At 37.1% G+C, this 23,395-nt stretch carries 18 protein-coding genes; 13 read left to right on the top strand and 5 right to left on the bottom strand.

What is annotated here, in order from left to right:
• Positions 1–236 precede the first annotated feature (236 nt).
• Together QNJ50_RS23710 and QNJ50_RS23705 are read left to right on the top strand one after the other, a co-directional pair.
• Positions 237–434: a heavy-metal-associated domain-containing protein gene (locus tag QNJ50_RS23710; RefSeq protein ID WP_300640470.1), complete on the top strand. Its 198-nt coding sequence runs from the start codon at positions 237–239 to the stop codon at positions 432–434.
• 1,480 nt (positions 435–1,914) lie between these two features.
• Entirely contained in the window at positions 1,915–2,970 is a 1,056-nt protein-coding gene (locus QNJ50_RS23705) for a diguanylate cyclase (RefSeq protein WP_300640467.1), read from the top strand.
• 506 nt (positions 2,971–3,476) lie between these two features.
• On the opposite strand, the gene QNJ50_RS23700 is transcribed toward QNJ50_RS23705, so the two are convergent.
• On the bottom strand, positions 3,477–3,824 hold the full coding sequence (locus tag QNJ50_RS23700; RefSeq protein WP_300640464.1) for a hypothetical protein: 348 nt from the start codon (positions 3,822–3,824) through the stop codon (positions 3,477–3,479).
• A 530-nt stretch (positions 3,825–4,354) separates the two neighbouring features.
• Positions 4,355–6,436 carry an elongation factor G gene (locus QNJ50_RS23695; RefSeq protein ID WP_300640460.1) on the bottom strand — a complete coding sequence of 694 codons (2,082 nt, stop codon included), beginning with the start codon at positions 6,434–6,436 and terminating at the stop codon, positions 4,355–4,357.
• 344 nt (positions 6,437–6,780) lie between these two features.
• On the opposite strand from QNJ50_RS23695, the gene QNJ50_RS23690 reads away from it, so the two are divergent.
• Positions 6,781–7,812 carry a tetratricopeptide repeat protein gene (locus QNJ50_RS23690; protein ID WP_300640457.1) on the top strand — a complete coding sequence of 344 codons (1,032 nt, stop codon included), beginning with the start codon at positions 6,781–6,783 and terminating at the stop codon, positions 7,810–7,812.
• Between the two features lie 141 nt (positions 7,813–7,953).
• Positions 7,954–8,493, top strand: coding sequence for a phosphate-starvation-inducible PsiE family protein (locus QNJ50_RS23685; protein ID WP_300640454.1), 540 nt, complete (start codon positions 7,954–7,956; stop codon positions 8,491–8,493).
• A 682-nt stretch (positions 8,494–9,175) separates the two neighbouring features.
• Here the strand turns inward: QNJ50_RS23685 and QNJ50_RS23680 are convergent.
• Complete coding sequence (locus tag QNJ50_RS23680) at positions 9,176–9,736, bottom strand: hypothetical protein (RefSeq protein WP_300640451.1); 561 nt, start codon at positions 9,734–9,736, stop codon at positions 9,176–9,178.
• A gap of 284 nt (positions 9,737–10,020) precedes the next feature.
• On the opposite strand from QNJ50_RS23680, the gene QNJ50_RS23675 reads away from it, so the two are divergent.
• Both QNJ50_RS23675 and QNJ50_RS23670 read left to right on the top strand, forming a co-directional pair.
• The gene (locus tag QNJ50_RS23675; RefSeq protein WP_300640448.1) at positions 10,021–10,305 is read left to right on the top strand and encodes a DUF427 domain-containing protein; all 285 of its coding nucleotides are present in this window, start codon (positions 10,021–10,023) and stop codon (positions 10,303–10,305) included.
• 1,046 nt (positions 10,306–11,351) lie between these two features.
• Entirely contained in the window at positions 11,352–11,555 is a 204-nt protein-coding gene (locus tag QNJ50_RS23670) for a tetratricopeptide repeat protein (protein WP_300640446.1), read from the top strand.
• Between the two features lie 47 nt (positions 11,556–11,602).
• On the opposite strand, the gene QNJ50_RS23665 is transcribed toward QNJ50_RS23670, so the two are convergent.
• Positions 11,603–12,070, bottom strand: a complete 468-nt coding sequence (locus tag QNJ50_RS23665) for a MarR family transcriptional regulator (RefSeq protein ID WP_300640444.1) — start codon at positions 12,068–12,070, stop codon at positions 11,603–11,605.
• Positions 12,071–12,097: 27 nt separating this feature from the next.
• Positions 12,098–13,891 carry a glycosyltransferase family 39 protein gene (locus QNJ50_RS23660; protein WP_300640441.1) on the bottom strand — a complete coding sequence of 598 codons (1,794 nt, stop codon included), beginning with the start codon at positions 13,889–13,891 and terminating at the stop codon, positions 12,098–12,100.
• A gap of 351 nt (positions 13,892–14,242) precedes the next feature.
• Here QNJ50_RS23660 and QNJ50_RS23655 point away from each other — a divergent pair, with 351 nt between their 5' ends.
• From QNJ50_RS23655 to QNJ50_RS23625, 7 genes are all read left to right on the top strand, one after another.
• Complete coding sequence (locus QNJ50_RS23655) at positions 14,243–14,887, top strand: class I SAM-dependent methyltransferase (RefSeq protein WP_300640439.1); 645 nt, start codon at positions 14,243–14,245, stop codon at positions 14,885–14,887.
• Between the two features lie 333 nt (positions 14,888–15,220).
• The gene (locus QNJ50_RS23650) at positions 15,221–15,739 is read left to right on the top strand and encodes a hypothetical protein (protein ID WP_300640436.1); all 519 of its coding nucleotides are present in this window, start codon (positions 15,221–15,223) and stop codon (positions 15,737–15,739) included.
• A 110-nt stretch (positions 15,740–15,849) separates the two neighbouring features.
• Complete coding sequence (locus QNJ50_RS23645; RefSeq protein ID WP_300640433.1) at positions 15,850–16,737, top strand: hypothetical protein; 888 nt, start codon at positions 15,850–15,852, stop codon at positions 16,735–16,737.
• A gap of 1,144 nt (positions 16,738–17,881) precedes the next feature.
• Positions 17,882–18,661: an RNA polymerase sigma factor SigF gene (locus tag QNJ50_RS23640; RefSeq protein WP_300640430.1), complete on the top strand. Its 780-nt coding sequence runs from the start codon at positions 17,882–17,884 to the stop codon at positions 18,659–18,661.
• 351 nt (positions 18,662–19,012) lie between these two features.
• Complete coding sequence (locus tag QNJ50_RS23635) at positions 19,013–19,882, top strand: hypothetical protein (RefSeq protein ID WP_300640427.1); 870 nt, start codon at positions 19,013–19,015, stop codon at positions 19,880–19,882.
• Between the two features lie 11 nt (positions 19,883–19,893).
• Positions 19,894–20,142: a hypothetical protein gene (locus QNJ50_RS23630; protein ID WP_300640424.1), complete on the top strand. Its 249-nt coding sequence runs from the start codon at positions 19,894–19,896 to the stop codon at positions 20,140–20,142.
• A gap of 168 nt (positions 20,143–20,310) precedes the next feature.
• A complete protein-coding gene (locus QNJ50_RS23625) occupies positions 20,311–23,301 on the top strand; it encodes a UPF0182 family protein (RefSeq protein ID WP_300640421.1) in 2,991 nt (996 codons plus the stop codon).
• Positions 23,302–23,395: the final 94 nt, after the last annotated feature.

Raw genomic sequence — 23,395 nt, 5'->3', positions numbered from 1 at the left:
ACTCATTACTCATTACTCATTACTCATTACTCATTACTCATTACTGTGCGCTGTCGCGCCCCGCTGCGCTAACATTACTCATTACTTACTACTCATTTCCCCTTGGGTAAATTTACTCTTGTGCAGCCACACTATAGTGGCACAATTACTTAATTTTTATTGTACGGTCGGCTTTACCCTTTTAAAGGAAAAAACTTTCCGTCCACCTTATCACAAGTCAATCGACAATATTAGTTATGGCATTAAAGTTACAAGTTCCGGATATTAACTGTAATGGTTGTGCAAAAGCAATTACTACATCAATCCAAGTTATAGAACCCGATGCCAAAGTAGATGTAGATGTAGAAAATAAAATAGTGATAGTGGAATCAAAGACCTCCTCTGAATTTATCAAACAAGCAATAAATGCAGCTGGCTTTGAGATTATTGTCTAGTTGCGGTAAATCCCAACTGCTTTTAGCAATGGGAAAGAATTATTCAGCAGTCAAATGATTTTCCAAACCTATCTCAAAAATTTTCCCAGTAGATAGGTTTGTACTTAAATTTATGTTGAAAATAACGTAGATTGTAATCTATTAGACAAAACATTAAGGAAAGATAAATATTAACTATAGAAGAAATTTATATTATTATCTTTAATTAAAAAAAATTGCTAATAATCAAAACTATTATTTTCTTTTAATCTTTTGACGACGACTAAACTATCAGTAACAGTAAATTTTTGCCAGTTTCTACGGAAAACTTTTATTTCTTCTCGAAACTAAGCGCAGATTCTGATATCAGAGAGTACAGATTTAAAAAGTTGATATATATAATTTTTTTTAACAAGTAATTTTGAGTAAATCATTTTGCTTATCTACTTGAAGGATAAAAATATTTTTCAGAATTCTATTTTTCAGAATTCACAAATATTTATATTAGTCTTGGTAAATTTATTCAAGTACTATTACTTAGTTATGGATGAAACTTTAGTTTTTAAGCCTGGTTTTTACTTATTTTACGAAGTTCAGGTCATGAGAAAATAAAGAAAATATACTGCGGCAAAAAGTCAAAACAATGACTACAGTAGGGCTTCAAGATAATAGAGCATAAGCAAAATAAAGGTTAACCAAGGCTCAATCTGTAACTGAGAACTGAGATTTTGTTTTTTTATATTAAGTAGTAAATCTAACTAAAGTCTGATGACGATATTTATAAACCAATATATGTACAAACGATGCAAATATTTAGATACGACTAAAGTCTAATGACAAAATTAGTAAATTGAAATACTTGTCTCATAGGAATAAGTAAGCCAGGAGACACTAATTGCTTAGAAATTCATATAAGATTTTTTTGATGCCCAATGTATATCGGTTTTTACTGATAAGTAAATCTTTCTAGGTGTGCTAAATATGATGAAGAGCAAAACTGATTTTTCTTAAATTTAGAGAATGGAAATGTTATCAAAATCTTGGATTTACGAAATATTACTCGTTGATCTTAAATCATATGCTGATTCATGGCTCCACATGAAATATCAGATTGGTGTTATTAAAATCCTTAAATATAAGTATTAAATAAAAAAACATACTATAAATACTGTTAGCAATTAAACATAGTTTTTCATTGAAAATACTGCTTAATTGTTTAAGTTATATTTAAGATTCAGTATTTCTACTGTTTGAAATAAGTGGTATCTCGACAGAAATTATGTATCAGAAATAAAAATGTCAACAATACTCGTATAGATACAAGTTTTATTAGGAGAAAAATGAAAATACCTGCTGAACAGATAAAGAAAAGAATAAGATATCCGTTAATTCCCCAACCTCAAAAATACGGGCAAACCAAAAAATAACTGTGGATATCAGTAAAATTTACGATTTTTTAAACAGCCTGAGTTGAAGTAATCTGAAAAGCAAAAGTAATAAAATGAACATTTCCATTTTTGTCTTTGGAAATGACAAATTTATAGCTACACTCCCCAAGGAAATTCGTGACACAGACGTTTTTAGTCTTGAAATGATTACCAACCTAAACGAGGCGGTGTCGCGGATCCAAAACTTTCCTCCAGACGTCATTCTTGTCCAAGCGAGTCAAGATGGAAGTATGGAATTATGCAACTGGTTAAAAGAACAGACAAAGTTATCGTGGATATATTGTATTTTGCTGGAAGACCGTCCTCGGTTGGTTGACGCTCGTACGGAACAGAGTCGTGAATGGGAGTTGGATGTAACTTGTACAGCCCTCAGACAAGGTGCTGATGCTTATATTTGGTATTCTTTAGAGGAACTAAGGAATTACCATAATACTCTTTGTATTGAATCTTGTATTAGCCATCGTTTATTGCTAGCACAATTAACCGTAGGTTTGCGTAAAGCGCAAAAATATCGAGATTTAATCCGTACCAATGATGTACTTTCTGCAATCGCTTTAGCTGACTCGTTAACAGATTTTAATAATCGTCGTGCTTTAGAATGGGAGTTACCCAAGCATATAGATAGATCGCGAAGTACTGGAAAACCTCTGAGCCTAATTATTTTAGATGTAGATTATTTTAAGAGAGTCAACGATAATCATGGGCATTTAGTGGGCGATCGATTACTACAATTATTGTGTACCCGCTTGCGTTACAATCTCCGCTATCAAGATACTCCATTTCGTTATGGTGGTGAGGAGTTTGTCATTCTGCTAAGCGATACCACAAGTCAAGAAGCCTACACCGTTGCTCGTCGTCTGAATCATGTAGTTAGTGATCAACCCTTTGCAATTAACAGCGACTTAAAGATTGACATTACAATTAGTTTAGGAACGGCAAGTTTACGCGGTGAAGATGACCCTAAGGGTCTTAGTTTATTGGATCGTGCTGACCGATATTTATTACAAGCCAAATCAAATGGGCGTAACTGTGTAGTTTCCAGTAATGACAGTAGTACTAACAGCGTGTCCAATTTTCATACTTCACACTTGAGAGTAGTATCGTCGTAAAACTCATGAATAATCGCTTGTGGATTATGGCTAATCCAAATTCCTAGCCATCACCCACGAGCAATTACTCCTAAGTAGTTGGACAAAAATATTTATGTCATTGCGTTAGCGCTTAGCGGAAGCGTACCGTAGGTATTGCGTGTTCGTTAGAACAAACGATAGTATTAGACCGCAGCAAAGCTGAACGCGGAGCGCGTCCTCAGCAATCTCAAAGCCTTGCGTTAGCGTTAGCGTGTCCGACAGGACATATGCTACGTTACGCTACGCTCCACTAGCCCGCAGCAAGCTGTTCACCGTAGGTGCGTGCTAACGCAATGACAAATATACAATTAATTTTCTCCAAGTACTTATGATGGAAGATACAGGAGAAATTTCTTTGAGGGAGTACATCAAAACCCATAAATAAAAAGGTTTGGTAAAAAGGTTCACCAAACCAATATTATTGATATTGCGGCCAAATGCTTGGGTCACTCATTCATAGTTGTTGGTAGTTTGAACTTAGGCAGTTAAGATCGAGAACGATGTTGGTCTGTCGGTTCTAACTGCTCAAATTTTTTGTTGATTTCTAACTCTTGAGCGCTACAAATAGCTTCTAAATCTATTACTCGTTCCTGTATTGTTCGAAACTTATTGCTTAATTCGTCAATCTCTCCTTTCTCCCGACTTCCACTACGCCAAGCTACTACGGTAGATACGCTAGCCCCTAAAATAATAAATATTGGTAGTATGATGGCATCGTCTGTTATGTCTATCATCGGAATGCAAACAGCCATCATTGCTGTTGCACAGCCCCAAATAATAGCAACTGTTGCAATTAAGGCGCTATTTCCTCCTGATTGACGTTTCAGATTCATGATGTAAATTATTTTTGTTTTATTTATTATTGTAAAAATTTTATCTGAGACTTACGTCAAGCAGTCAGTAACTTTTTTCTCTGATTTACTGCGATTCCAGGTTATCAGTGACAAAATCTACAAATAACTGTTGCAACTAAATCAAATCTTTTGGGCGACCGCTGGCTTAATGTCAAAGTTGAGGGTTAAGTTTCTGAAACAACATCTAAGTTATTCGTGAAGAACGATTGAGTTCAAGCCCTAAAACAGAGGATTCCGTCAAGTAAATACGTATTTGTACGAAACTAATTTATGCTGGGTTGTGTCGAAAAAAGTAAGAGTAAATGCAACAGAACTGGTAAGTTACCTGTCTTTACAACAATCAGGTGATTTTATTCAAATATTGTATCTTTATACTGAATTGCAACTAATACTTATGTTCTATGGTATGTACAGATAAAAGGACACCCCTATGAGTGTCCGTTATTAACCATTAAAATCAGCAACGTTAATTGGAAATAATTAATCTGAGATTAATTTCTCCGCTTAAACTATTTCCCATTACCATTACCATTACCATTACCATCACCATTCATCCCTAAAACCCGGTCAGCTAACTTGTCGGGAACCTCTTGTAAATGGTCATATTCCCAACTGAAAGAACCAACCCCTAAAGTTTGCGATCGCAATTCGACAATAAAGTCTTGCATTTCGGCTTTGGGTAAATAAGCTGTAATGCTATCCCAACCTTGCCAATTTCCTACGGCTTCGTAACCCAAGATTTGTCCCCGTCTACCGCTTAATAGTTGCAGAACTTTCGAGGTAAATTCACTGGGAGTATTTACTTTGACTTGCAGAATCGGTTCAAGGAGGGTTGGCTTACATTTCGGCATTCCGGTTTGCATTGCGGCTCGCGCAGCTTGTTTAAATGCTTGTTCGGAACTATCTACACTGTGGTAAGAACCATTGGTGAGAGTTACCGCAACATCAACCACAGGAAAACCTAAAGGTCCATTGCTCAGGAATTCCCGTACACCTGTTTCCACTCCGGGAATATATTGTTTGGGAACTACACCACCAACGATAGTTTGTTTAAAATTAAAACCTTCGCCACGGGGTAGAGGTTTGATATCTAAATAGACATCGCCAAACTGTCCGTGACCGCCACTTTGGTGCTTGTAGCGACCGTGAATAGAATCAACAGGTTTGCGAATCGTTTCTTTGTAAGCAACTTGGGGCATATGTGTAGACATCGGTAAGTTATACTTACGCCGTAAACGGTCTAACGCAACTTGCAAATGAATTTCGCCTTGTCCCCAAAGAATAACTTCGTGGGTGTCGCCATGCTGTTCCCAAGCCAAAGATGGATCTTCTTCTAATAATTTACCGATCGCACTACTGAGTTTAACTTCATCTTTACGATGTTCGGGAGCGATCGCCAAAGCATAAACTGGTCTAAGAGATTCAGCTTTGGGTAGTTCTTTTACAGGTTCTTGTTCACCATTGGTGGGGGCTTCAATAGATAGAGTATCGCCAGTGTAGATATTATCTAAGCGACTCAGAGCAACAATTTCTCCCGCTTCAGCTTTTCTGAGTAGCTTTTGTTGTTGTCCAGTGAGGCGATAAATTCCGCCAGCCCGAACGCCATTTAAAACCATCCCATCAGTTAAAGTTCCTCGCCAAATTCTAACTAAAGAAATTTTTCCACCTTGGGGAGTGTAGTAAGTTTTTAATACTTGGGCTATGGGAGTATTAATATTTTGATTTTGCCCAAGTTGGCGACGTTGCGCAGTAGTTTCAGGTTCTGGGGCTTCTTGGATCAACGCTTCTAGTAGCGGGCGTACCCCATAATCCTGTTCTGCAACCCCGAAGAAAACCGGTACAACTAGATCTGCTCCTAATTCTAGTTTTAAGTCTTTAAGGATTTCCTCTTGGGGTGGTTCAATATCTTCTAAAAGTTTTTCAAGTAAATGGTCATCAAAATCTGCTAGGGCTTCTAGCATATCTTCCCTAGCAGCGCGTTCTTCTGCTTTAAGTTCTTCCGGTAACGGGATCTGTTGTGCAGGTGCGCCGGAATGATATAAATACGCTTGTTCGCTAACTAAATCTATAAAACCAGTCAGCGCCTCACCTTGCATAATTGGGTATTGATGGGGAACAAGGGGACGACTAGAAACTGTTTTGAGGGCGTTTAATACTTCAATAACATGATTATTTGCCCGATCCATTTTATTTACGAAGATAATATGGGGAATTTCCCAATCATCTAAGAATTTAAATAGGGGGGCTAAAGTCAGAACTCGGTCGTTAGCGGGTTCGCAAACAACTATTGCAGCGTCAACTCCTATTAAAGCATTGTAGGTTTCTTGGGCAAACTCTACATTTCCCGGACAGTCAATAAAGGTAAAATTAGTGTCTTCATACTTGGTGCTAGCAGCGCTTACTTCTACGCTCATATTGCGAGCACGTGCTTCTGTGGAGCTATCTCCTACTGTATTACCTTCTTTACAGCTGCCTTTGCGGGAAATTGCTCCTGTAACAAATAGCAAACTTTCCAACAAGGTGGTTTTGCCACTTAAATAGGGACCGACAATTGCTACGTTACGCGAACCCGATTTGACTTTTTCTTGCATAAAACCTCCTTGGCGCATCACGCACAAACATTGGTTTTACCCCATCTATAATTTCAGGGATAAAATACTTTTGTTTGAGAACGATCTCGCTGTCATTTCTGAGATTATCTCGCTTTAATCTGAGATTATCTTGTTTTTTATCATTGCAGGTCAAAATCGTATTTTCTTGTAAGATTTACTGCAATCCCGGTTAAGTATTACAAATATTTTTATAGAAAAATGAAGTTAGGGAATATTTTCCGTTGTATCAAAATCTAAGTATAGATAAATCAAAATTAAACTAAAACAAAAAACACACCAAACTAAAACCAAACTAAAACAATAACTATTGAGTTTAAACAACTATGCGATTACTACTTCATAAATATGAGTTTTATACTCGCTCTAGTTTTATCTTGTTCGGTGGTTTAATATCATTGGTAGCAGCTTTATATCCTAGTACTGCAATTTCTGCTTCTTTGCTGCAAACTTCAAATCTTAATCGCAATGCTGTTATCAAACCACAAAATCTAGAAATATTAGAAATATCATTAGAAACAAGAAAAAAAATCGAGACAAAAATAATAGCACAGTATGTTGGAAGAACGGCAGAAGATTTTCTCAACGAAGGGTTACAATTAATCCAAACACAACAGGTTCCACAAGCTATTCAGGCTTTTCGTAAAGCAACAGAACTTAACCCAGATTTAGCCCCAGCCCAATATAACTTAGGGTTAGCATTGCGACAGTCAGGACAATTACAACCCGCAGCTACAGCCTTTTACAATGCGATCCAAGCAGATCCAAAATTTGCTTTAGCCTATGCTAATTTGGGAGGAGCATTATTAGAAGGAGGAAATTTCACTCAAGCAAATAGTTTTTTACAAAAGGCATTAGAAGTAAATCCCAAAGAAGGTATTGCTCACTACAATTTAGGATTGTTATACAAACAACAAAGGGATTGTAAGCGTGCTATTTCAGCTTTTAGAAAGGCAATGAAATATAGTAAAAAAGCTCCAGAGCCTGCATATCATACCGGTTTATGTTATCTACAACAGGGTAGAAAAAAAAGAGCAAGAAATTATTTCCGTCGGGCAATTAAAATCAATCCTCAGTATGCAGAAGCGCACTACAGTATGGGAAGTATTTTGTTTGACCAAGGTAAATTAGAAGATGCTTTAAAATCATTTAGAAAATCGGCGGAAGCTAATAATAATTATGCAGATGCTTATTATGGAGCGGGGATGGTGTTTATGCGATTAAAGAAATACCCCCAAGCCGCACAAGTGTTGCAATACGCAAGAGATTTATATGCAACGAATGGAAATAATCAATGGGCTCAGCGAGCAGGACAATTACTGGAACAAATACAAACTAATAACTATCAACGCCGTTAATGGGTAATTCTAATACTGTGAGAATCAAACAGATCGCGGCAAAATAAAGACATAATTAAATATTTTGATTGGGGAGATGGAGGAGGCTGGTGTGTTTCTTAATTTCATGCAATGCATTTCCTTTTGTAACTGGTACCCTTCATGAAAAAGCGCAAGAAAAGTCGATTCATGTTTTGTGATCGCTGGATTGACAGAAACTGGATTGTTGGTAGTATGGAAGCCTTTCAGGATTTAATTGTCATGGTTTTATGTGGCAGCATGTTTGCCGTGATGCTATTGCAATTGTGGGGAATTTTTCGTGCTTTATCCCAACCTCTTAATTACAAACAGGTAACGGCTCAAATCCTATTCATTCTAATTTTGGTGGAATTATTCCGACTACTTGTGGTTTATTTGCAAGAACACAGTATCGCGGTGGGAGTAGCGGTAGAAATTGCAATAGTTTCTTTGCTGAGGGAAGTTGTTGTACATGGAGCACTGGATATATCTTGGGTTCAAGCCTTATCAATCTCCGGTTTGTTGTTTGTGTTGGGTGCATTACTGGTGGTATGTGCCAAAATACCACATATGGACTGCATGAGCGCCCAAACTAAATTTTGTCCTTCTTTTCCACCAGAATCTGGTTCATCACAGCACAGAAATTCAGAATTACAGAAATCAAATCGCGAAGCTCTTAGGTAACAAAACAGAGTTTCGTTAAATGTGGGGGAAATTTTCCCCACTTTTTTGTCGAGTTATCAGCTATTAGTTAACAGTTTATGGGTAACGCCACCTCCTTACAGGCTAAGGTTACTCCTTAGGAATGAGAATTTAATAACCTGTTATTCTGAAATTTGGAATGGTGCGTTACGCGATGCCAACAGCACCCTACTTTTGTGCTTTATTTAATCCACATTCCTTACTCATTACTTACTCATTACTTATTACTGTGCGCAATACCTATAGCTAGAGGCTCCGCCGTCGCCGTAGGCTCTAGCTGCGCTACCTGCGGAGCCGCTACCTACGGATCCGGTACGCTTACGCTAGCTACGCGCCCCGCAATAAGTACTTGGAGAAAATTAATTGTATATTTGTCATTGCGTTAGCACGCACCTACGGTGAACAGCTTGCTGCGGGCTAGTGGAGCGTAGCATAACGTAGCATATGTCCTGTCTGTCGGACACGCTAACGCTAACGCAAGGCTTTGAGATTGCTGAGGACGCGCTCCGCGTTCAGCTTTGCTGCGGTCTAACACTATCGTTCGCAATGACATAAATATTTTTGTCCAACTACTTACCTAGAGGCTTCGCCGAGGCCGCAGGCTCTAGCTGCGCTACCTAGCGGATCCGGTACGCTACCGCTAGGCGCTAACATTACTCATTACTCATAAAAACCTTTGAATCCAATTTTCTGTGCGCACAAATTCTATTTGAGCATTTCTTGCTGCACCTTCATCTTCTGGATAATTACCTACCATCCAAGATAAATCTAAATCGATATCATAATCTAAAGATGCTAAAAATATCATTCCTGCTCCTGGTTTGCGGAATGCGTATTTTTCTTGCAAATTTAATTCACTTGCTTTTAAATATTTAGAAATTTTGACTGCTCCTTGATGAGTTACTCGCCAGCAGTTAATTCCTTCAGAGTGAGAGCAAAAATAAATTGCACGTAATTGTGATAGTAAAGATAAAGTGTGCTGCATCTTTGTGATTGTGCGATCAAGATGCTTGAAAGGTTCGTCAGTATCTCGATCCATTGATTCCCAATCTCCTTGATTGCTAATTCCTATCATTAACCACGACGGTTCTTGGTTTTGGTAATAATTAAGTGCAATTTCTACACCTGGTAAAACTTTTACGTCTTGAGGATGTTCCTTCAAAGAATCACTAGCAATATTTGTTGTCAGTGTTTCATCGATACTGAAAAAGACCGCTCTTTTCATTTATTTACCTCACCAGTTTAATTTGTAACCGCAGTCATAAAAGCTTGAAATTTGCCATTGAATTTACTTATCGATTGGTCTAATAATTTCTTATATGTTTGTTGGGAATTTATTGATTGAGTTATTAATTAATTGGCTTATTGATTTCTTATTGACCGATTTCAAATTATTTCTAGGCGCATAGAGGTAAATTATTTACTGAGTGCTGATAATCATTTTTTATGAAAATAGTCACCTCAAGATTGATAATGTTTTATGTACACAATTACTAAATAAACAAATTCATGACAAAAGCAATTTGGAATGACACGGTTCTAGCACAAAGTAATGACACTATAGTTATCGATGGTAATCATTACTTTCCCCCTGATTCAGTTAATAAGCAGTATTTAAAAGAAAGTAATACACATACCAGTTGTCCTTGGAAAGGTACTGCTAACTATTACGATATAGAAGTTAACGAGCAAATAAATAGAGATGCTGCTTGGTTTTATCCCAACGCCAAGGAAAAAGCAAAACATTTTGAAAACTATGTTGCATTTTGGCGTGGTGTAAAGGTTGAAGCTTAACAAGCTCGCATAAATGGGAACATTTGTGTATTGTTTATATCTTTGTAGAAAAATTCAGTTATTTTGATGCTGGTATTGCTAATAGATGTTCCCATAAAGTACTGATGCTAGTACCTATTAAAGTGATTTTCAAGTCAATTAAAATATTGAAAATTGCTAAGCAGCCAGCATTTATTTTCTTCAATTCTTACAATCTAACCTCATCAAACAATCCCGCTCGAGATATATACGTGAGGGATATATTACTGAAGTTGGTAAATGCACAGATAAAAAATATAATTTTTGAAAAAGAGCTAAGGATTTATTTCTACTTCGGAAATTTAGGTTTATAACCTGGGATTCAGAATTTCATCTTCAGAATTTTATCTTCAGAAAGTGCTACGAAGAATCTAGCTTTAATTGTTTGGATTAACCAGCTAAATATTTGTAGTTGGTTTTTAATCATTTGATGCTTTACGTCCACTCAAAAATTCAAATACAACTCTAAAAAGTATCTAACGCTGTCAGCTTACTAGATGCACTCAGAGAAATCCAGTCTCTTTACGAACAATATAAAGAGATATTTTCAAATAATTGAAATTTTGTCGCCTAGGACACTTACAGTAACAAATTTAATCACTTCGTGCAACTTTCCTTGGTATTTCTAAGAGCATGTTTGTAAATAAATTCTAAAGTCGTTTGGATTACGGCAACATCAGGATTTCATTGTTTGAATAATTCAAAATGTGCCGTACCCCACCGATGTTATATGGTGCGTTAAACCTATTCAAGTTACTGTCGAAAGTGAGATATGGTAATAGGTTTAACACACCCTACAATAATTTTATTTTTTATTTATAAACACCTTCTAAATTTACAAAAGATTAAATAACTGTTGTGGCAAGCAATAAGGTATATTTTTATACCAAAAAACCAGACGAGAAGTCATAGCAATAATTAAGCCACGCTTGGGAATGAAATAAATTGAGGCTAGTTATTTATCAGCAAACTTCAAGTGAACAAACCTTAAATGAAATAAATACAAATCTACTAGAGAACTCTAGTTTATGAAGATTTTGATTGGAAGAAAATTTTTACTTGGTGCAATTGTTTTTAGTGCTTTGATTGGGAGTATTACACCAGTATCAGCAGCAAATTCTGCAGGTGAGTATCGACAGTTGGGATTGTCATATCGACAACAAGGACGCTATTCCCAAGCAATTGCAGCGATGCAAAAGTCAGTAGAACTCGAAGCAGAAAAAGTCACTTGAAACAAGCAGCATTTACGCCAGAACAAATTCAAGTCACAAAGGAAATATTAAGACAAATTAGCGATCGCCAAATTTAAAAATTGAGAAAATACTTCCTGCTGTTCGTGGGAAATTCCATACATCGCTTCTTCTCGCAATTCTACTGCAAGTTGTGGCAGTACGCTCTGCAGTTCTTTTCCTCCATCTGTGAGAAAAATACGCCATACCCGGCGATCGCGAGAATCTCTTTTACGGAAGATTAAATCGCGTTCTTCCATTCTATCGAGTACGCCGGTTAACGTTGCTCCTACTTGTTTAAGTTTTTCACCAATACTAGAAGTAGATAAACCATCTTCCTCCCACAAACAACATAAAACAATCCAGTGGAAGGGAGTTAAACCATATGGTTCTAGTCTTTCTGAGAATCGACGAGCAAGAAGTTGAGAAAGCAGCTTAACTCGGTAACTTAAACTGTATGGAGCCCGAATTTCCTGCCAAGACTCCAAGGATTCTAGTTTATCTGATTGGGAAGCCATTGGGTGAATTAATACACTTAAAGATAGTTATTTGTCTTGTGGCAAAACTTGAATTAATTTATACTTTTTTATACTGCCAATTACACGAAAATTCTGAGACAAGTTATTTATTTTGTTGCCTTTAATCCAGGTGTAACTATAATCTTCTAATTCGGCAGTAGTTGTAACCTGACGACCTGGTAATGATGTATAAAAGTTTATTAATACTCCAGTTTTGCCCCCGACCTGTAAAAAGTTAACTGAATTATTTGCTAAAACCTGAGCGATTGATGGTTGTTGAATAAAATTTTTGAAATCGGTGTTGTAGTCTCCTAACAAACCGATGCTACCAGCAACAACCAATGTTAACCAAACAGGAACTAGCCAAGCAGCTAACCAGTAGTTAGCCGAGAATAACTTTTTACCATAGTAACAACGACCAATCCATACCAAGGGTAAAATTAACCAACCAGTTCCCAATATTAATGCCAGAGTTGCATAGTTGCGAATATCTCCATTAATCCAAATGAAAACAACAATACTGGCTAAGAATAATATTCCTCCTAAAAGACCAAAAATATAACTCAGAGCTTGAGGCAAAATTTTTATCAGCTGATAATATTTAGAAGAGTACTTTTTAGAACCTAAAGTCTTAGTATTTAAAGTTTTAGTATTTAAAGCTGGAATATCTAAAAGTATTAATGGAAAAAGAGATTTTTGATTTTTCCTACTAATTTTACTTGATTTAAATTGATGATTTTTGTTTTTATTATTTTTCAGCTTATCATTTATTTTTAAGTTATAAATTTCAATTAATTTGCTTAATCCTACTGCTGCCAGCAAGGCGATAAATGGATAAATTGAAAGACTGTAATGAGATAGTCTTGTAGAAAATAAGGTAAGTTCGCTAAGTATGATGAGTGGAGTTCCAACTAATATTAATTTATAGTCTTTTACTGGCGATTTTATTACTAAAAATGAACCGAAAATAGCGAATAAGCTCCAGGGGAAAGACTTAATTGGAACGTTCCACAAATAATATCCAATTCCATTCCCATAACGTTCTGTGGAACTCAGACGTGCTGCAAAATTAAATAATTCCTGCCAACTTTGTTCGCCATAATGTAACCAGCTTAAATATACCCAAATCAATGTTGGAATTAATCCAACAATAGCCCCAAGATATATCATGGGATTTTTTAAATGCTTGTGGCGATGATGCTCGATAATTAAATAGGGGAATAAAGCACTGAAGGGAACCAAAATCATAAAGCTTCTGAGTAAGAAGCCTAAAGTTAAACATAAACCAAAAACTGAGCCCCAAATATAACTAATTTTTGATTGTCTTTCCGCTTGAAGTAAGGCAAAAATCGCCAGTAAAACCAAGAAAATATAAGGTATATCAGGCGTTCCTAATCGACAATATTGCAACCATAGGAATTCTACAGATAAAATCACTCCTGCTAACCAAGCAATTTTTGGGCTGAGCAGAATTTTACCGATTTCATAGATTAGTAAAATACTGATAACTCCCAAAATAATACTCGGTAAACGAGCACTAATTTCACTAATACCAAATAAACGAAAAGCACTTGCAACCAACCAATAGTAACCAGGAGTTTTATGATGGGGATTGTCCCAGGGATTTATCCAGTCCCCAGAGTCTACCATGCGGCGCGATCGCAAAGCATAAAGCCCCTCATCATGAGCCATCAAACTTTGTTGCTCAGAGTTGAATAACAAAAGTGGGAGAACCCAAAACAATAAACTTAAATAAGGAAATCCTCTCCATTTCCAGAGAAATTGGTAAATATTTTGGATAGAACTGATTCGCGAAACCATTAACTTCAAATCACCTGAAACTTTTGAGAATAATTTGTAAAGTTGTATAACGTATATTTAAAATATGTAAAGAGATTGACAAAATACAGAATGTCGATCGCTTCGTTAATAGCTTTTTACAACTCCTTATTTACAAATAACAAGGGCTTTGATGTAAAAAGCAAAGATATTGATAAACCAGAGTACTTTTCTCAAGTGTTTATTAAACAAGAAAGTGTTAAATGTTAACAGTTTTAGTAATTGGACTTTTAAAAGCTTTGAGCTTTGAATTTTGAACTTTGAGTTTTGAACCTTGAGTTTTGAACTTTGAGTTGTGAACTTTGAATTTTGAACTGTGGACACTGAGATTATATGCTGCTAAGACCAAATCAACGTACCAAGTTAGACGATACAAACGATAAATTATTTTATGACTATCCCCGCTTTGTCACCCACGTAGACGAAGGTTTTATTAAACAATTAACAGATTTATATTCTCAGCGTCTGAAATCAAATACTCGAATATTTGACATGATGAGCAGTTGGGTATCTCATCTTCCTTCAGAAATGGAATTTGCTCATATTGAAGGACATGGACTCAACGCAGAAGAATTAGCACGGAACCCATGCTTAGATAATTACTTCGTGCAAAACTTGAATGAAAATCCCAAATTACCTTTAAAAGACCAGGAATTTGATGCTGTCCTCAATTGTGTCTCTGTGCAATATTTACAGTACCCAGAGGCTGTATTTTCGGAAATATATCGGATTCTTAAGCCGGGAGGAATTGCAATTATCAGTTTTTCTAACCGGATGTTCTTTCAAAAAGCAATCCAAGTGTGGAGAGAAAATTCCGAAGCAACAAGGGTGGAGTTAGTTAAGGGTTACTTCAAATCTGTGGAAGGATTTAGTTCTCCAGAGATAATTATTCGCCGCTCGAGCGTACCTAATGTATTCCAATGGTTTGCAGGTGCTGGAGATCCATTTTACGCTGTAATAGCTCAGCGAGATTCGTAGAGTAAGAAGTAATGAGTAATGAGTAAGGAGTCAGGAGTAAGAAGTAAGGAGATACCAATTACCAATTACCAATTACCAATTACCAATTACCCATTACTCATTACTCATTACCAATTACCCATACTCAATCACTAACTTCAAAATTATTATCATAGTTATGTAGTTATAGTTATTTACCCATAAACCTTGATTAAGCAAGCCAGGTAATTATAGTATTTGACAACCTAATTAATAAAAGATAAATTTTACCCGTCTTTTTCTCGTAAAGTGCTGATTATTGCCTGAAAATAAATAATTTAAGGTATAGCTATTCAAGGTATAGGAAGTAAAAATATGCTTATTAAGCGTGGAAGACAAATACTAGCTGCAATATTAATTTCCTTGTTGTTACTGACAACAACTACAGCTTGTGCGACCAAAGCACCAGGACGTTTTGACCAAGTACAACAGGAAAGTAGTCGTCAAAGAAGTGGTCAAGCAGTTGTAAAAGATGCAACTCAAGGTAGCGAGTTTAACAAATTCTTCCCTGGGGCTGCAGACGGATATCAACGGGTATATAGCCAAGAGAAAAAGGGTTTTGCTCAAGCTAAATTAAAGAAAGACGGTAAAGATATGGCGCTGTTGTCAATTTCCGATACCAGTAGTATTCCTGGTTCAGCAGCAAAGTATGCTAACAGTGACAAAAAAATTATCGGATATCCAGCAGTTTTGACCGGTAATAGTAAAACATCAATACTTGTTGGTAATAAATATCAGGTTGCAGTAATTTCTAAGGATCCTTCATTTACTGCTAGCGATCGCGAAGATTGGATTGAAAGATTTAATCTTAGGGGATTAGCACAACTTAATTAATTACTGTCCGAAATGACTGTCAGAAATTATTGTCCGGCATTATTGTTTGATAATTCCAATTAGCCCAACCGTTTCAATCAGCCCAACCATAAAATAATCAGGAGACTACCGTGAGTAAACCGATTTTTGAATTGGTAGATGAACTACCAACAGGTGGTTTGACCGTTTCGATGCTAAATGCTCTAGACTTCGCCATGCCTGGGAAATGGGAGAATATAGTTGGCTTTGTCAACACAATTAAGCATATTACCGGCGAAACAGAGGAAGATTTAATTCAAGCAATTGGAGAAAGAGCGATTTATCTTTATAACGATCGCTCTCAGGGATATCAACGGGCGATGTGGCTTTATCAAACCGTTGATAGCACCGATAAACTATTGAGTACAGCAGCTTTAGCAAATAAAGTTGGAGAAAAAATACCTCTCTTGGGTTTTTTAACTAACATTACACCCAAAGCTGATAAAGCCCAAACTATAGACCTTTGTTTGAAATTAGTTGTTGAATTGTTAGCTTTTTGCCAAATTAATGGTATTCCTGGTGATAGCATCGGTGACTTTGTTGGTTCCTTGGGTGAATATAGCGGTGAATCTTTGATGCGGATGGTCGCACTAGTTTGTGTGGACGGTCTAATTCCCCTTGGTCCTGATTTTATTAAGCAAACTCAATCTTTTCTCACCAGGACAAGTCCTCAGGATTTAGAACAAAACCAAACTTTCAATAATCTTAAAGAATATATTCCCGGTAAGAGTGCTGAAGGAAAACTTAACTTTATTGGTTCTAGTTTTGATTCTGTCCAAGGTTGGATGTCCGATCTAGTTTCATCCCAGAATTTAAGCACTGAGAAAGTTACTGGTAGTATCTTAAATTTTGTTGATATTGCTGATAGTAAGTTAGATTATCTCGCTGCGTTCCTAGATTTGAGCACTAATTACTACGAGCATACTGGAACTCAAACCTTAGCAAGACGTTTAATTGAACGTGCATTTGCGGAAATTTAAATTTACGCCTAATCTGAACTCAGATTCTGTAATTATCTGTAACAGGTAATGGGTAATTGGTAATTGGTAATGGCTATAAAATCTCAAGTCAAGTTTGGTTAGCAAATTACGAACCCAAATCTTACTCTAAATGATCCAGTAAATAGAGGAAAAAGTTGGCGTTGCTGATTTATGATATGAATTTTCTTATTTACACAATTGAGATCCTTGTAGAGACGCGATATATCGCGTCTCTACAGTCATGATTCATACTTTCATTCAGCAACGCCTAGAGGAAAAAGTTTATATATAAAGCATTTAAGGGTGTTATTGAATAACACTTTTATTTTTTTGTTGTTAACAGAACTTAGACCAAATCTGATTTTTAAAACCCCTTTATATTTTTTGGGATTTCCCCCCACACTTCCCACACCTCCCACACTTCCCTCTCTCATTCTAGGGGTAATTAACCCGGACTTAGTATTATATATAGTGCTGGGTACTGCTATAAATTTTGACTACTGTAAGTGTTTACATCGGTGAAAAAAGCTGATTTACAAGAAAAATTATCAGAAAATTGATCGATTTTGAACAACTTTGACGATATTTGTCATTTTTTTGGATGATATCTAAATATTCAATAAATAATAGCCGGATCTAAATTAAGTACTATTTCGGTTTGAGATTGGGCAAGAAATTTAATATCTTGGCGTTATGTCTTTTGAAATCTTTGGCTGTTAAGCCATCACTAATTAAATAAACTAGAAAACTTTAATAAATAAATCGCCAATCTCTATCCGGGTTTGTTTTCAAAGTACGGGTCATGATAGACAAATGATTTTTCGTGCAAAGTTTTCAGCATAAAATTTTCAAAATCATGAGATTTTTTGCACGAAACTTTTAGCACAAAATTTGTAAGTTGTCGCCATAAATATTTTTGATTGGTAAAGGTAGCGTCTTAGTCTGACACACTATGACGTTGGCGAATTTGAGCTTGTATCTTGATGTACGCGATACAAGCAAGTTTCGTATACCTTTTTTTCATTTGTCTTTTGAGGAATGAGTATCACTCAACCAATATACAACCCCTTCGCAAACAGAAATGAAACCGAATATATGGTGATTATTCGTCCAACCGATTGTGTGAGCAAGATATAAGGTGCCCATGCCTACTACCATAGTTAACAACGAACTTAAGCACGAAATTTGGCAATTTTTGCGGGAATATCAACGAAATCCTTCCGCCGAAATTCGTAATAAATTAGTGCAACTTAACTTTGGATTAGTGAGAAAAGAAGCTCACTATTGGATAAATCAATGCCAAGAAAACTACGATGATTTAATTCAAGTAGGCTCCTTGGGTTTAATTCGGGCGATTGAAAAATTTGAAATTTCCAAGGGTCATGCATTCAGTTCTTTTGCAATTCCCTATATTCGCGGTGAAATTCAACACTATCTTCGAGATAAGGGTGTTACTGTCAGAATTCCCCGACGTTGGTTAGCACTACAACAGCAAAGTATAAAGGTTTCCCGTTCTTTACGAGAAGAATATAATCGCCAACCAACTGACTCTGAAATTGCAGCAGCATTAGACATTTCCATATCTGAATGGCAAGAAATTCAACTTGCTTGGGCTAACCGCGCACCTCTCAGTTTAGATGTACCAGTGCAAGATGGAGATGATAGTTCTGCTTGCTTGGGAGAGTTAGTTCCAGATCGCCAATACCACAGTTTTCAGTTAGCACAAGAAGACCAAATTCGTTTACAACAGTCTTTGGTACAACTGGAAAAACGCACTAGAGAAATTTTGGAATTTGTTTTCTTTCAAGATTTGACTCAAAAACAAGTTGCAGAACATCTTGGTATTAGTGTGGTTACTGTTTCTCGTCGCGTCAAAAAAGGATTGGAGTCTCTGAAAACAATAATGATTGGAAACGACGATTAGTTATGACATAAAGTATCCAGGTAAAGTATCCAGGCTAAGCTTAGGAAGGAATTCTGATAGACTCTACTCTTATCACATTTGAGGTAGAGTCTTGATGGTTAAGTATTCAGATGTGGAGTATCAATAAAGATATTGTGTTTGGATTTGCATATTATTTCCTAAAAAGCTCAAAATTATCATCAAGGTATAGGGAATAATTAAGCAGTATTTTAACTGATTGTAAAAGTCTTATTTGCAACTTTTGACTTAAAAAAAATTAGGTTATAACAGTGACAGGTTTTGCTTTTAATACAAATCTCAGAAGGTAGATTTTGACAAACCTATTAACAATAAGGCTTTTGAGAACAGCTAATGGGCAAAAATTTAACAATTTCAGTTGCAACTATCCTAGCTTTGGTGATCGCTGGATGCTCTTCCGGAAATGAAGAAGCTAATAATTCAAATGAAAGTGAAGAACAAGCTCAAAAAACGGAACAACAACCGTTTAATAATCCTGTTGTAGCTCCTAAAGAAAATACTCCTGATTTACCAACAGTAATTACCAGAACGCCAAATTTAATTAGTTCCACTGATAGCACTGAAAGGGCAAATATTGTAGCAAAGGGACGGAAAGACCCATTTGCAAGAATTATATCCCCCATAATTCCTAATACACCAAAAGAGACTGATGAAGTAATTGTTGCCCAAGGACAACAAAAACCGCAAAGATCAGTACCGAGCTTACCACCACTTAGACCGAAAAGAAGTCAGGTTATATCTGCTTCTACCGGACCGAGTTTGAAGGATAAATTATCAGCAAAAATAGCTACCAGAAATGTACCAAAACCAAAACCAAAACCAAAACCAGTTTCGGTAGTACCAAAAACTTTACCAGCTGTTCTTCCTCAACCCGACCTTACTTCTGTGTTACCACCTCCACCTCAACCTGAGTTAGCAAGAGCGGTGGAAGTTACAGGAGTAGTTTTAGTTGCTGGTAAAGCACAAGCTATTATAAAAGTTCCTTCTGAGCCAACTAGTAGATATGTGAGTTCCGGTGCTAGACTTTCCAATGGAGTATTTGTGAAACGCATCGAAGTTAATGAGGGTTCCGATCCAGTAGTAATTCTGGAACAATATGGTATTGAGGTAGCCAAAATGGTCGGAGAAAAGAGTACATCTCAAAGTATCGAAGCTTCTCTAAATGTGCCATCTTCATCCCAAATTGCTACCGGTTCTACCTAAAAATTTCTATTATGCCGACAATTAAAGAGAAAATAGAATTTCCTAATTTACCCTTAGCTGTATATCGGGAGGTCGCTGCACATTTACGTCAAGTGGACGGAGTGAAAATTGATTTAATTCCTCAAACTTCCACTGAGTTTGATTACAACCAAAGTCAAATTGCTGGTTTATGGCTCGAGCATGACGAAAATCTCGACGAACAAAGTCGAATCTTAGTAGAAAAAATTTTGGCTTATTATCGAAATCGTTATAGTTGTTGAAAGAATTTTCTCGTCATAAATAAAAAAAATGAACGAGTAAACTAAAACCATTCTCAGCAGTAGCTTCGATTGGATTATCAAATGTTACGACTCACTTTTGGAATTACTATAATTTAGGTAGGGGGTGAGCATAAGGAAAGCTCACCTTTTATCTTCTCGCTGGTAGATATGCTTTCTCTAAGATGGAGTAGGCGGGTACTTATCCTAGTAATAGTACTAGCCTTTGCCTCGGGTTTTGGCTGTTATGCAATCGCAGAGAGTTTCTGGTTTGGGCAATTTGGATACCTACATGTTTTCTGGTTACCCCTGTTCGTACGAGGGTCGCTATGGATTATTGTGTTTAGTTTGACAGCAAGCCTGTTGCTAGGTAATTTGTTTCTTGCTCAACACCTTAAACATCCCTGTTCCGGAATTAGCCTCAAAATTACAATGCACCAAGATGGGGAGCATAAGGTACGAAGATCATATCGCTCTCGATTACCAAAACCTTTGATATCATCAGGTTTGGGTATCTATCAATTACTTTTGTTGATGCTGGGACTGGCACTGTCATTATCAATCATACTTTTTCACTGTACCCGGATCGTAATTAGTTACTGGCACTCCAATCCAAACCTAAATAGTTTATTCACGCCCCTACCACCTCAATTCCGTCTTGGTATAATTTGGCAGGTTTTGCGGGAAATATCATATCCTCCTTGGCACTTAGGACTATTAATTGCTTTTGTAAGTATTCTGCTTTTCTATACCAAATTTTGCCTGAGTGCAATTGCTGTATTGTTAAGTATAGATTATAGCATAATTTGGTCAAGCCAGTGGGCTAGTGTGTTGCGCTACCTAAATCCTACTCCTTTTAACCAAAGCGATTTGCTATTTGGGCAAGATCTTGGCTTTTATACTTTTTTCCTGCCCGTCTGGGAATTATTGGAATTTTGGTTGGTGGGAGTATCTCTCTATGCTTTAGCCGCTGTAGCTATGACTTATTTGTTGTCTGGTGACAGTCTTAGCCAGGGGCATTTTTTAGGATTTACTTCTATCCAGTTGCGCCATTTACAGGGATTGGGGGGATTTTTAATGCTGGTGCTCGCCCTCAGCCACTGGCTTAACCGCTACCGATTGCTTTACTCAACGCGGGGAGCAATTTATGGTGCTGGTTATACCGATTTGAACCTACAATTACCCATCGAAACAAGACTAAGTTTTCTCTGTCTCGCCATAGCATTGGTATTAGGGTTACAAGCAATAATGGGTGCAAAAGCTATTAGATTTCGTTGCCGCACCTCTTGGGTTGTCGCCAGCTTGTATTTTATAGGGGTAATGTTTGGGGGTATTCTTTTACCTACCCTAGTTCAACGCCTGATGGTTCAACCTAACGAACTAGCCCTAGAATTTCCTTACCTTGAACGTAATATTGTTTCTACCCGAGAAGCATTTGATTTAAAAAACATTGAGGTTAAATCTTTCAACCCAGAAAGCACGCTCAGCTATGCCGATCTTCAAGAGAATAACTCCACTATCCGTAATATCCGTCTTTGGGATAAAAAAACTCTGTTAGCAACTAATCGTCAATTGCAGCAAATTCGCCCCTACTACCGCTTTCCCGATGTCGATTTCGATCGCTATACTCTCAAGAGTAAAACTACTCAAACGGCAGAACGCAAGCAGGTAATTATTGGAGCGAGGGAACTGGAAGTTACTGCCCTACCATCCAATGCTCGCAATTGGATCAACGAACATCTTGTTTACACCCATGGGTACGGTTTTACCCTCAATCTCGTAAATGCCGTTGGTGCCGGTGGACTTCCTGACTACTTGTTCAAAGATATTGGTATCAGTAAAATTTCTGAGGGTAATAGTCTGCTGGGAACCACAAGTGAGAGTATTGCCGCCAGTCTACCCATCGGACATCCTCGTATTTACTACGGTCAAATTACTAACAATTACATCATGGCTCCTAGTAAGGTAAAGGAGTTAGACTTTCCTAAAGGTAATACGAATATTTACAATACTTACGATGGTCAGGGAGGTGTAGCAGTTGGAACTTGGTGGCAGCGCCTGGTATTTTCTGTTTATTTAAGAGATGGGCGCATACTGCTAACGCGTAACTTTACACCGTCAACTAAATTATTGTTTCGACGCAATATTATTCAGCGTCTCCAGGCAATTGCTCCATTTTTGAAGTACGACCGCGACTCTTACCTAGTTGTTGCTGACCCTACATTATATTCAGCTAATGAAGAAGCGCCCTCCCTTGGTTCTCCTTCGAATAAACTTCCAGAAGAACGCAACTACTTGTATTGGATAGTAGATGCCTATACAGTAAGCGATCGCTATCCCTACTCCGAGCCAGGTATAGAAGGATTCAATTACATCCGGAACAGTGTTAAGGTAGTTATAGATGCCTACAATGGATCTGTATTTTTTTACGTTACAGATAATCAAGATCCTTTAATTCGTACATGGCAACGCATTTTCCCCAAACTGTTTCATCCCCTTGATGAAATGCCCCCAACCCTGCGTGCCCACATTCGCTATCCAGTAGATTTGTTTGCGGTTCAGTCAGAGCGACTGTTAAGCTACCATATGAGCGATCCTCAAGTTTTCTACAATAGAGAAGACCAGTGGCAAATCGCAACTGAAATCTATGGCAGTAAGCTCAAAGCTATAGATCCTTACTATGCAGTTATGACATTGCCCACAGGAAAATCTGAAAAGTTTATTCTGCTACTTCCTTTCACTCCTATTGGTTATAACAACTTAACTGCTTGGCTTGCAGCGCTTTCTGATGGCAATAACTATGGAAAGCTGTTGCTTTACGAGTTTCCTAAAGAACGTCTCATATACGGACCTCAGCAGATTGATGCCCGTATCAACCAAGATCCAGCTATTTCCCGGCAGATTTCCCTTTGGAATCGAGAGGGTTCCCAAGTAATTCAGGGAAATTTACTGGTAATACCCATTAAGGAATCACTACTTTATGTTGAGCCACTCTATCTGAAAGCAGGGCAAAAGGGTTTACCTACACTCGCCCGTGTCATTGTGGCTTATAAAAACCAAATTGCAATGGCAAAAACACTGGATCGGGCACTAGATGCTATTTTTCGTCCAGAACTTGTTAAACCAGTTTCTGAACCTACGATTATTCGCGAATTAGAGTGAAAGTAATTAGGCAAGAAAAAAGTAAACTATGTAAATAAATATAAAATACTCGTATTTGGCTCGTAATAGCGCTTTAGCGCTAAAGCGCTACTAC

It is taken from the genome of Mastigocoleus sp. MO_188.B34, from assembly GCF_030065675.1.
In the GTDB taxonomy this organism is placed as follows: Bacteria; Cyanobacteriota; Cyanobacteriia; order Cyanobacteriales; family Nostocaceae; genus Mastigocoleus.
This window is presented reverse-complemented; position numbering and strand designations above follow the sequence as displayed.

Coding starts and splice junctions, on each gene's coding strand:
- QNJ50_RS23710 (WP_300640470.1), top strand. CDS start 237: ATGGCATTAAAGTTACAAGTTCCGGATATTAACTGTAATGGTTGTGCA.
- QNJ50_RS23635 (WP_300640427.1), top strand. CDS start 19,013: ATGGGCAAAAATTTAACAATTTCAGTTGCAACTATCCTAGCTTTGGTG.
- QNJ50_RS23640 (WP_300640430.1), top strand. CDS start 17,882: ATGCCTACTACCATAGTTAACAACGAACTTAAGCACGAAATTTGGCAA.
- QNJ50_RS23700 (WP_300640464.1), bottom strand. CDS start 3,824: ATGAATCTGAAACGTCAATCAGGAGGAAATAGCGCCTTAATTGCAACA.
- QNJ50_RS23705 (WP_300640467.1), top strand. CDS start 1,915: ATGAACATTTCCATTTTTGTCTTTGGAAATGACAAATTTATAGCTACA.
- QNJ50_RS23690 (WP_300640457.1), top strand. CDS start 6,781: ATGCGATTACTACTTCATAAATATGAGTTTTATACTCGCTCTAGTTTT.
- QNJ50_RS23670 (WP_300640446.1), top strand. CDS start 11,352: ATGAAGATTTTGATTGGAAGAAAATTTTTACTTGGTGCAATTGTTTTT.
- QNJ50_RS23665 (WP_300640444.1), bottom strand. CDS start 12,070: ATGGCTTCCCAATCAGATAAACTAGAATCCTTGGAGTCTTGGCAGGAA.
- QNJ50_RS23655 (WP_300640439.1), top strand. CDS start 14,243: ATGCTGCTAAGACCAAATCAACGTACCAAGTTAGACGATACAAACGAT.
- QNJ50_RS23650 (WP_300640436.1), top strand. CDS start 15,221: ATGCTTATTAAGCGTGGAAGACAAATACTAGCTGCAATATTAATTTCC.
- QNJ50_RS23675 (WP_300640448.1), top strand. CDS start 10,021: ATGACAAAAGCAATTTGGAATGACACGGTTCTAGCACAAAGTAATGAC.
- QNJ50_RS23695 (WP_300640460.1), bottom strand. CDS start 6,436: ATGCAAGAAAAAGTCAAATCGGGTTCGCGTAACGTAGCAATTGTCGGT.
- QNJ50_RS23660 (WP_300640441.1), bottom strand. CDS start 13,891: ATGGTTTCGCGAATCAGTTCTATCCAAAATATTTACCAATTTCTCTGG.
- QNJ50_RS23630 (WP_300640424.1), top strand. CDS start 19,894: ATGCCGACAATTAAAGAGAAAATAGAATTTCCTAATTTACCCTTAGCT.
- QNJ50_RS23680 (WP_300640451.1), bottom strand. CDS start 9,736: ATGAAAAGAGCGGTCTTTTTCAGTATCGATGAAACACTGACAACAAAT.
- QNJ50_RS23625 (WP_300640421.1), top strand. CDS start 20,311: ATGCTTTCTCTAAGATGGAGTAGGCGGGTACTTATCCTAGTAATAGTA.
- QNJ50_RS23685 (WP_300640454.1), top strand. CDS start 7,954: ATGAAAAAGCGCAAGAAAAGTCGATTCATGTTTTGTGATCGCTGGATT.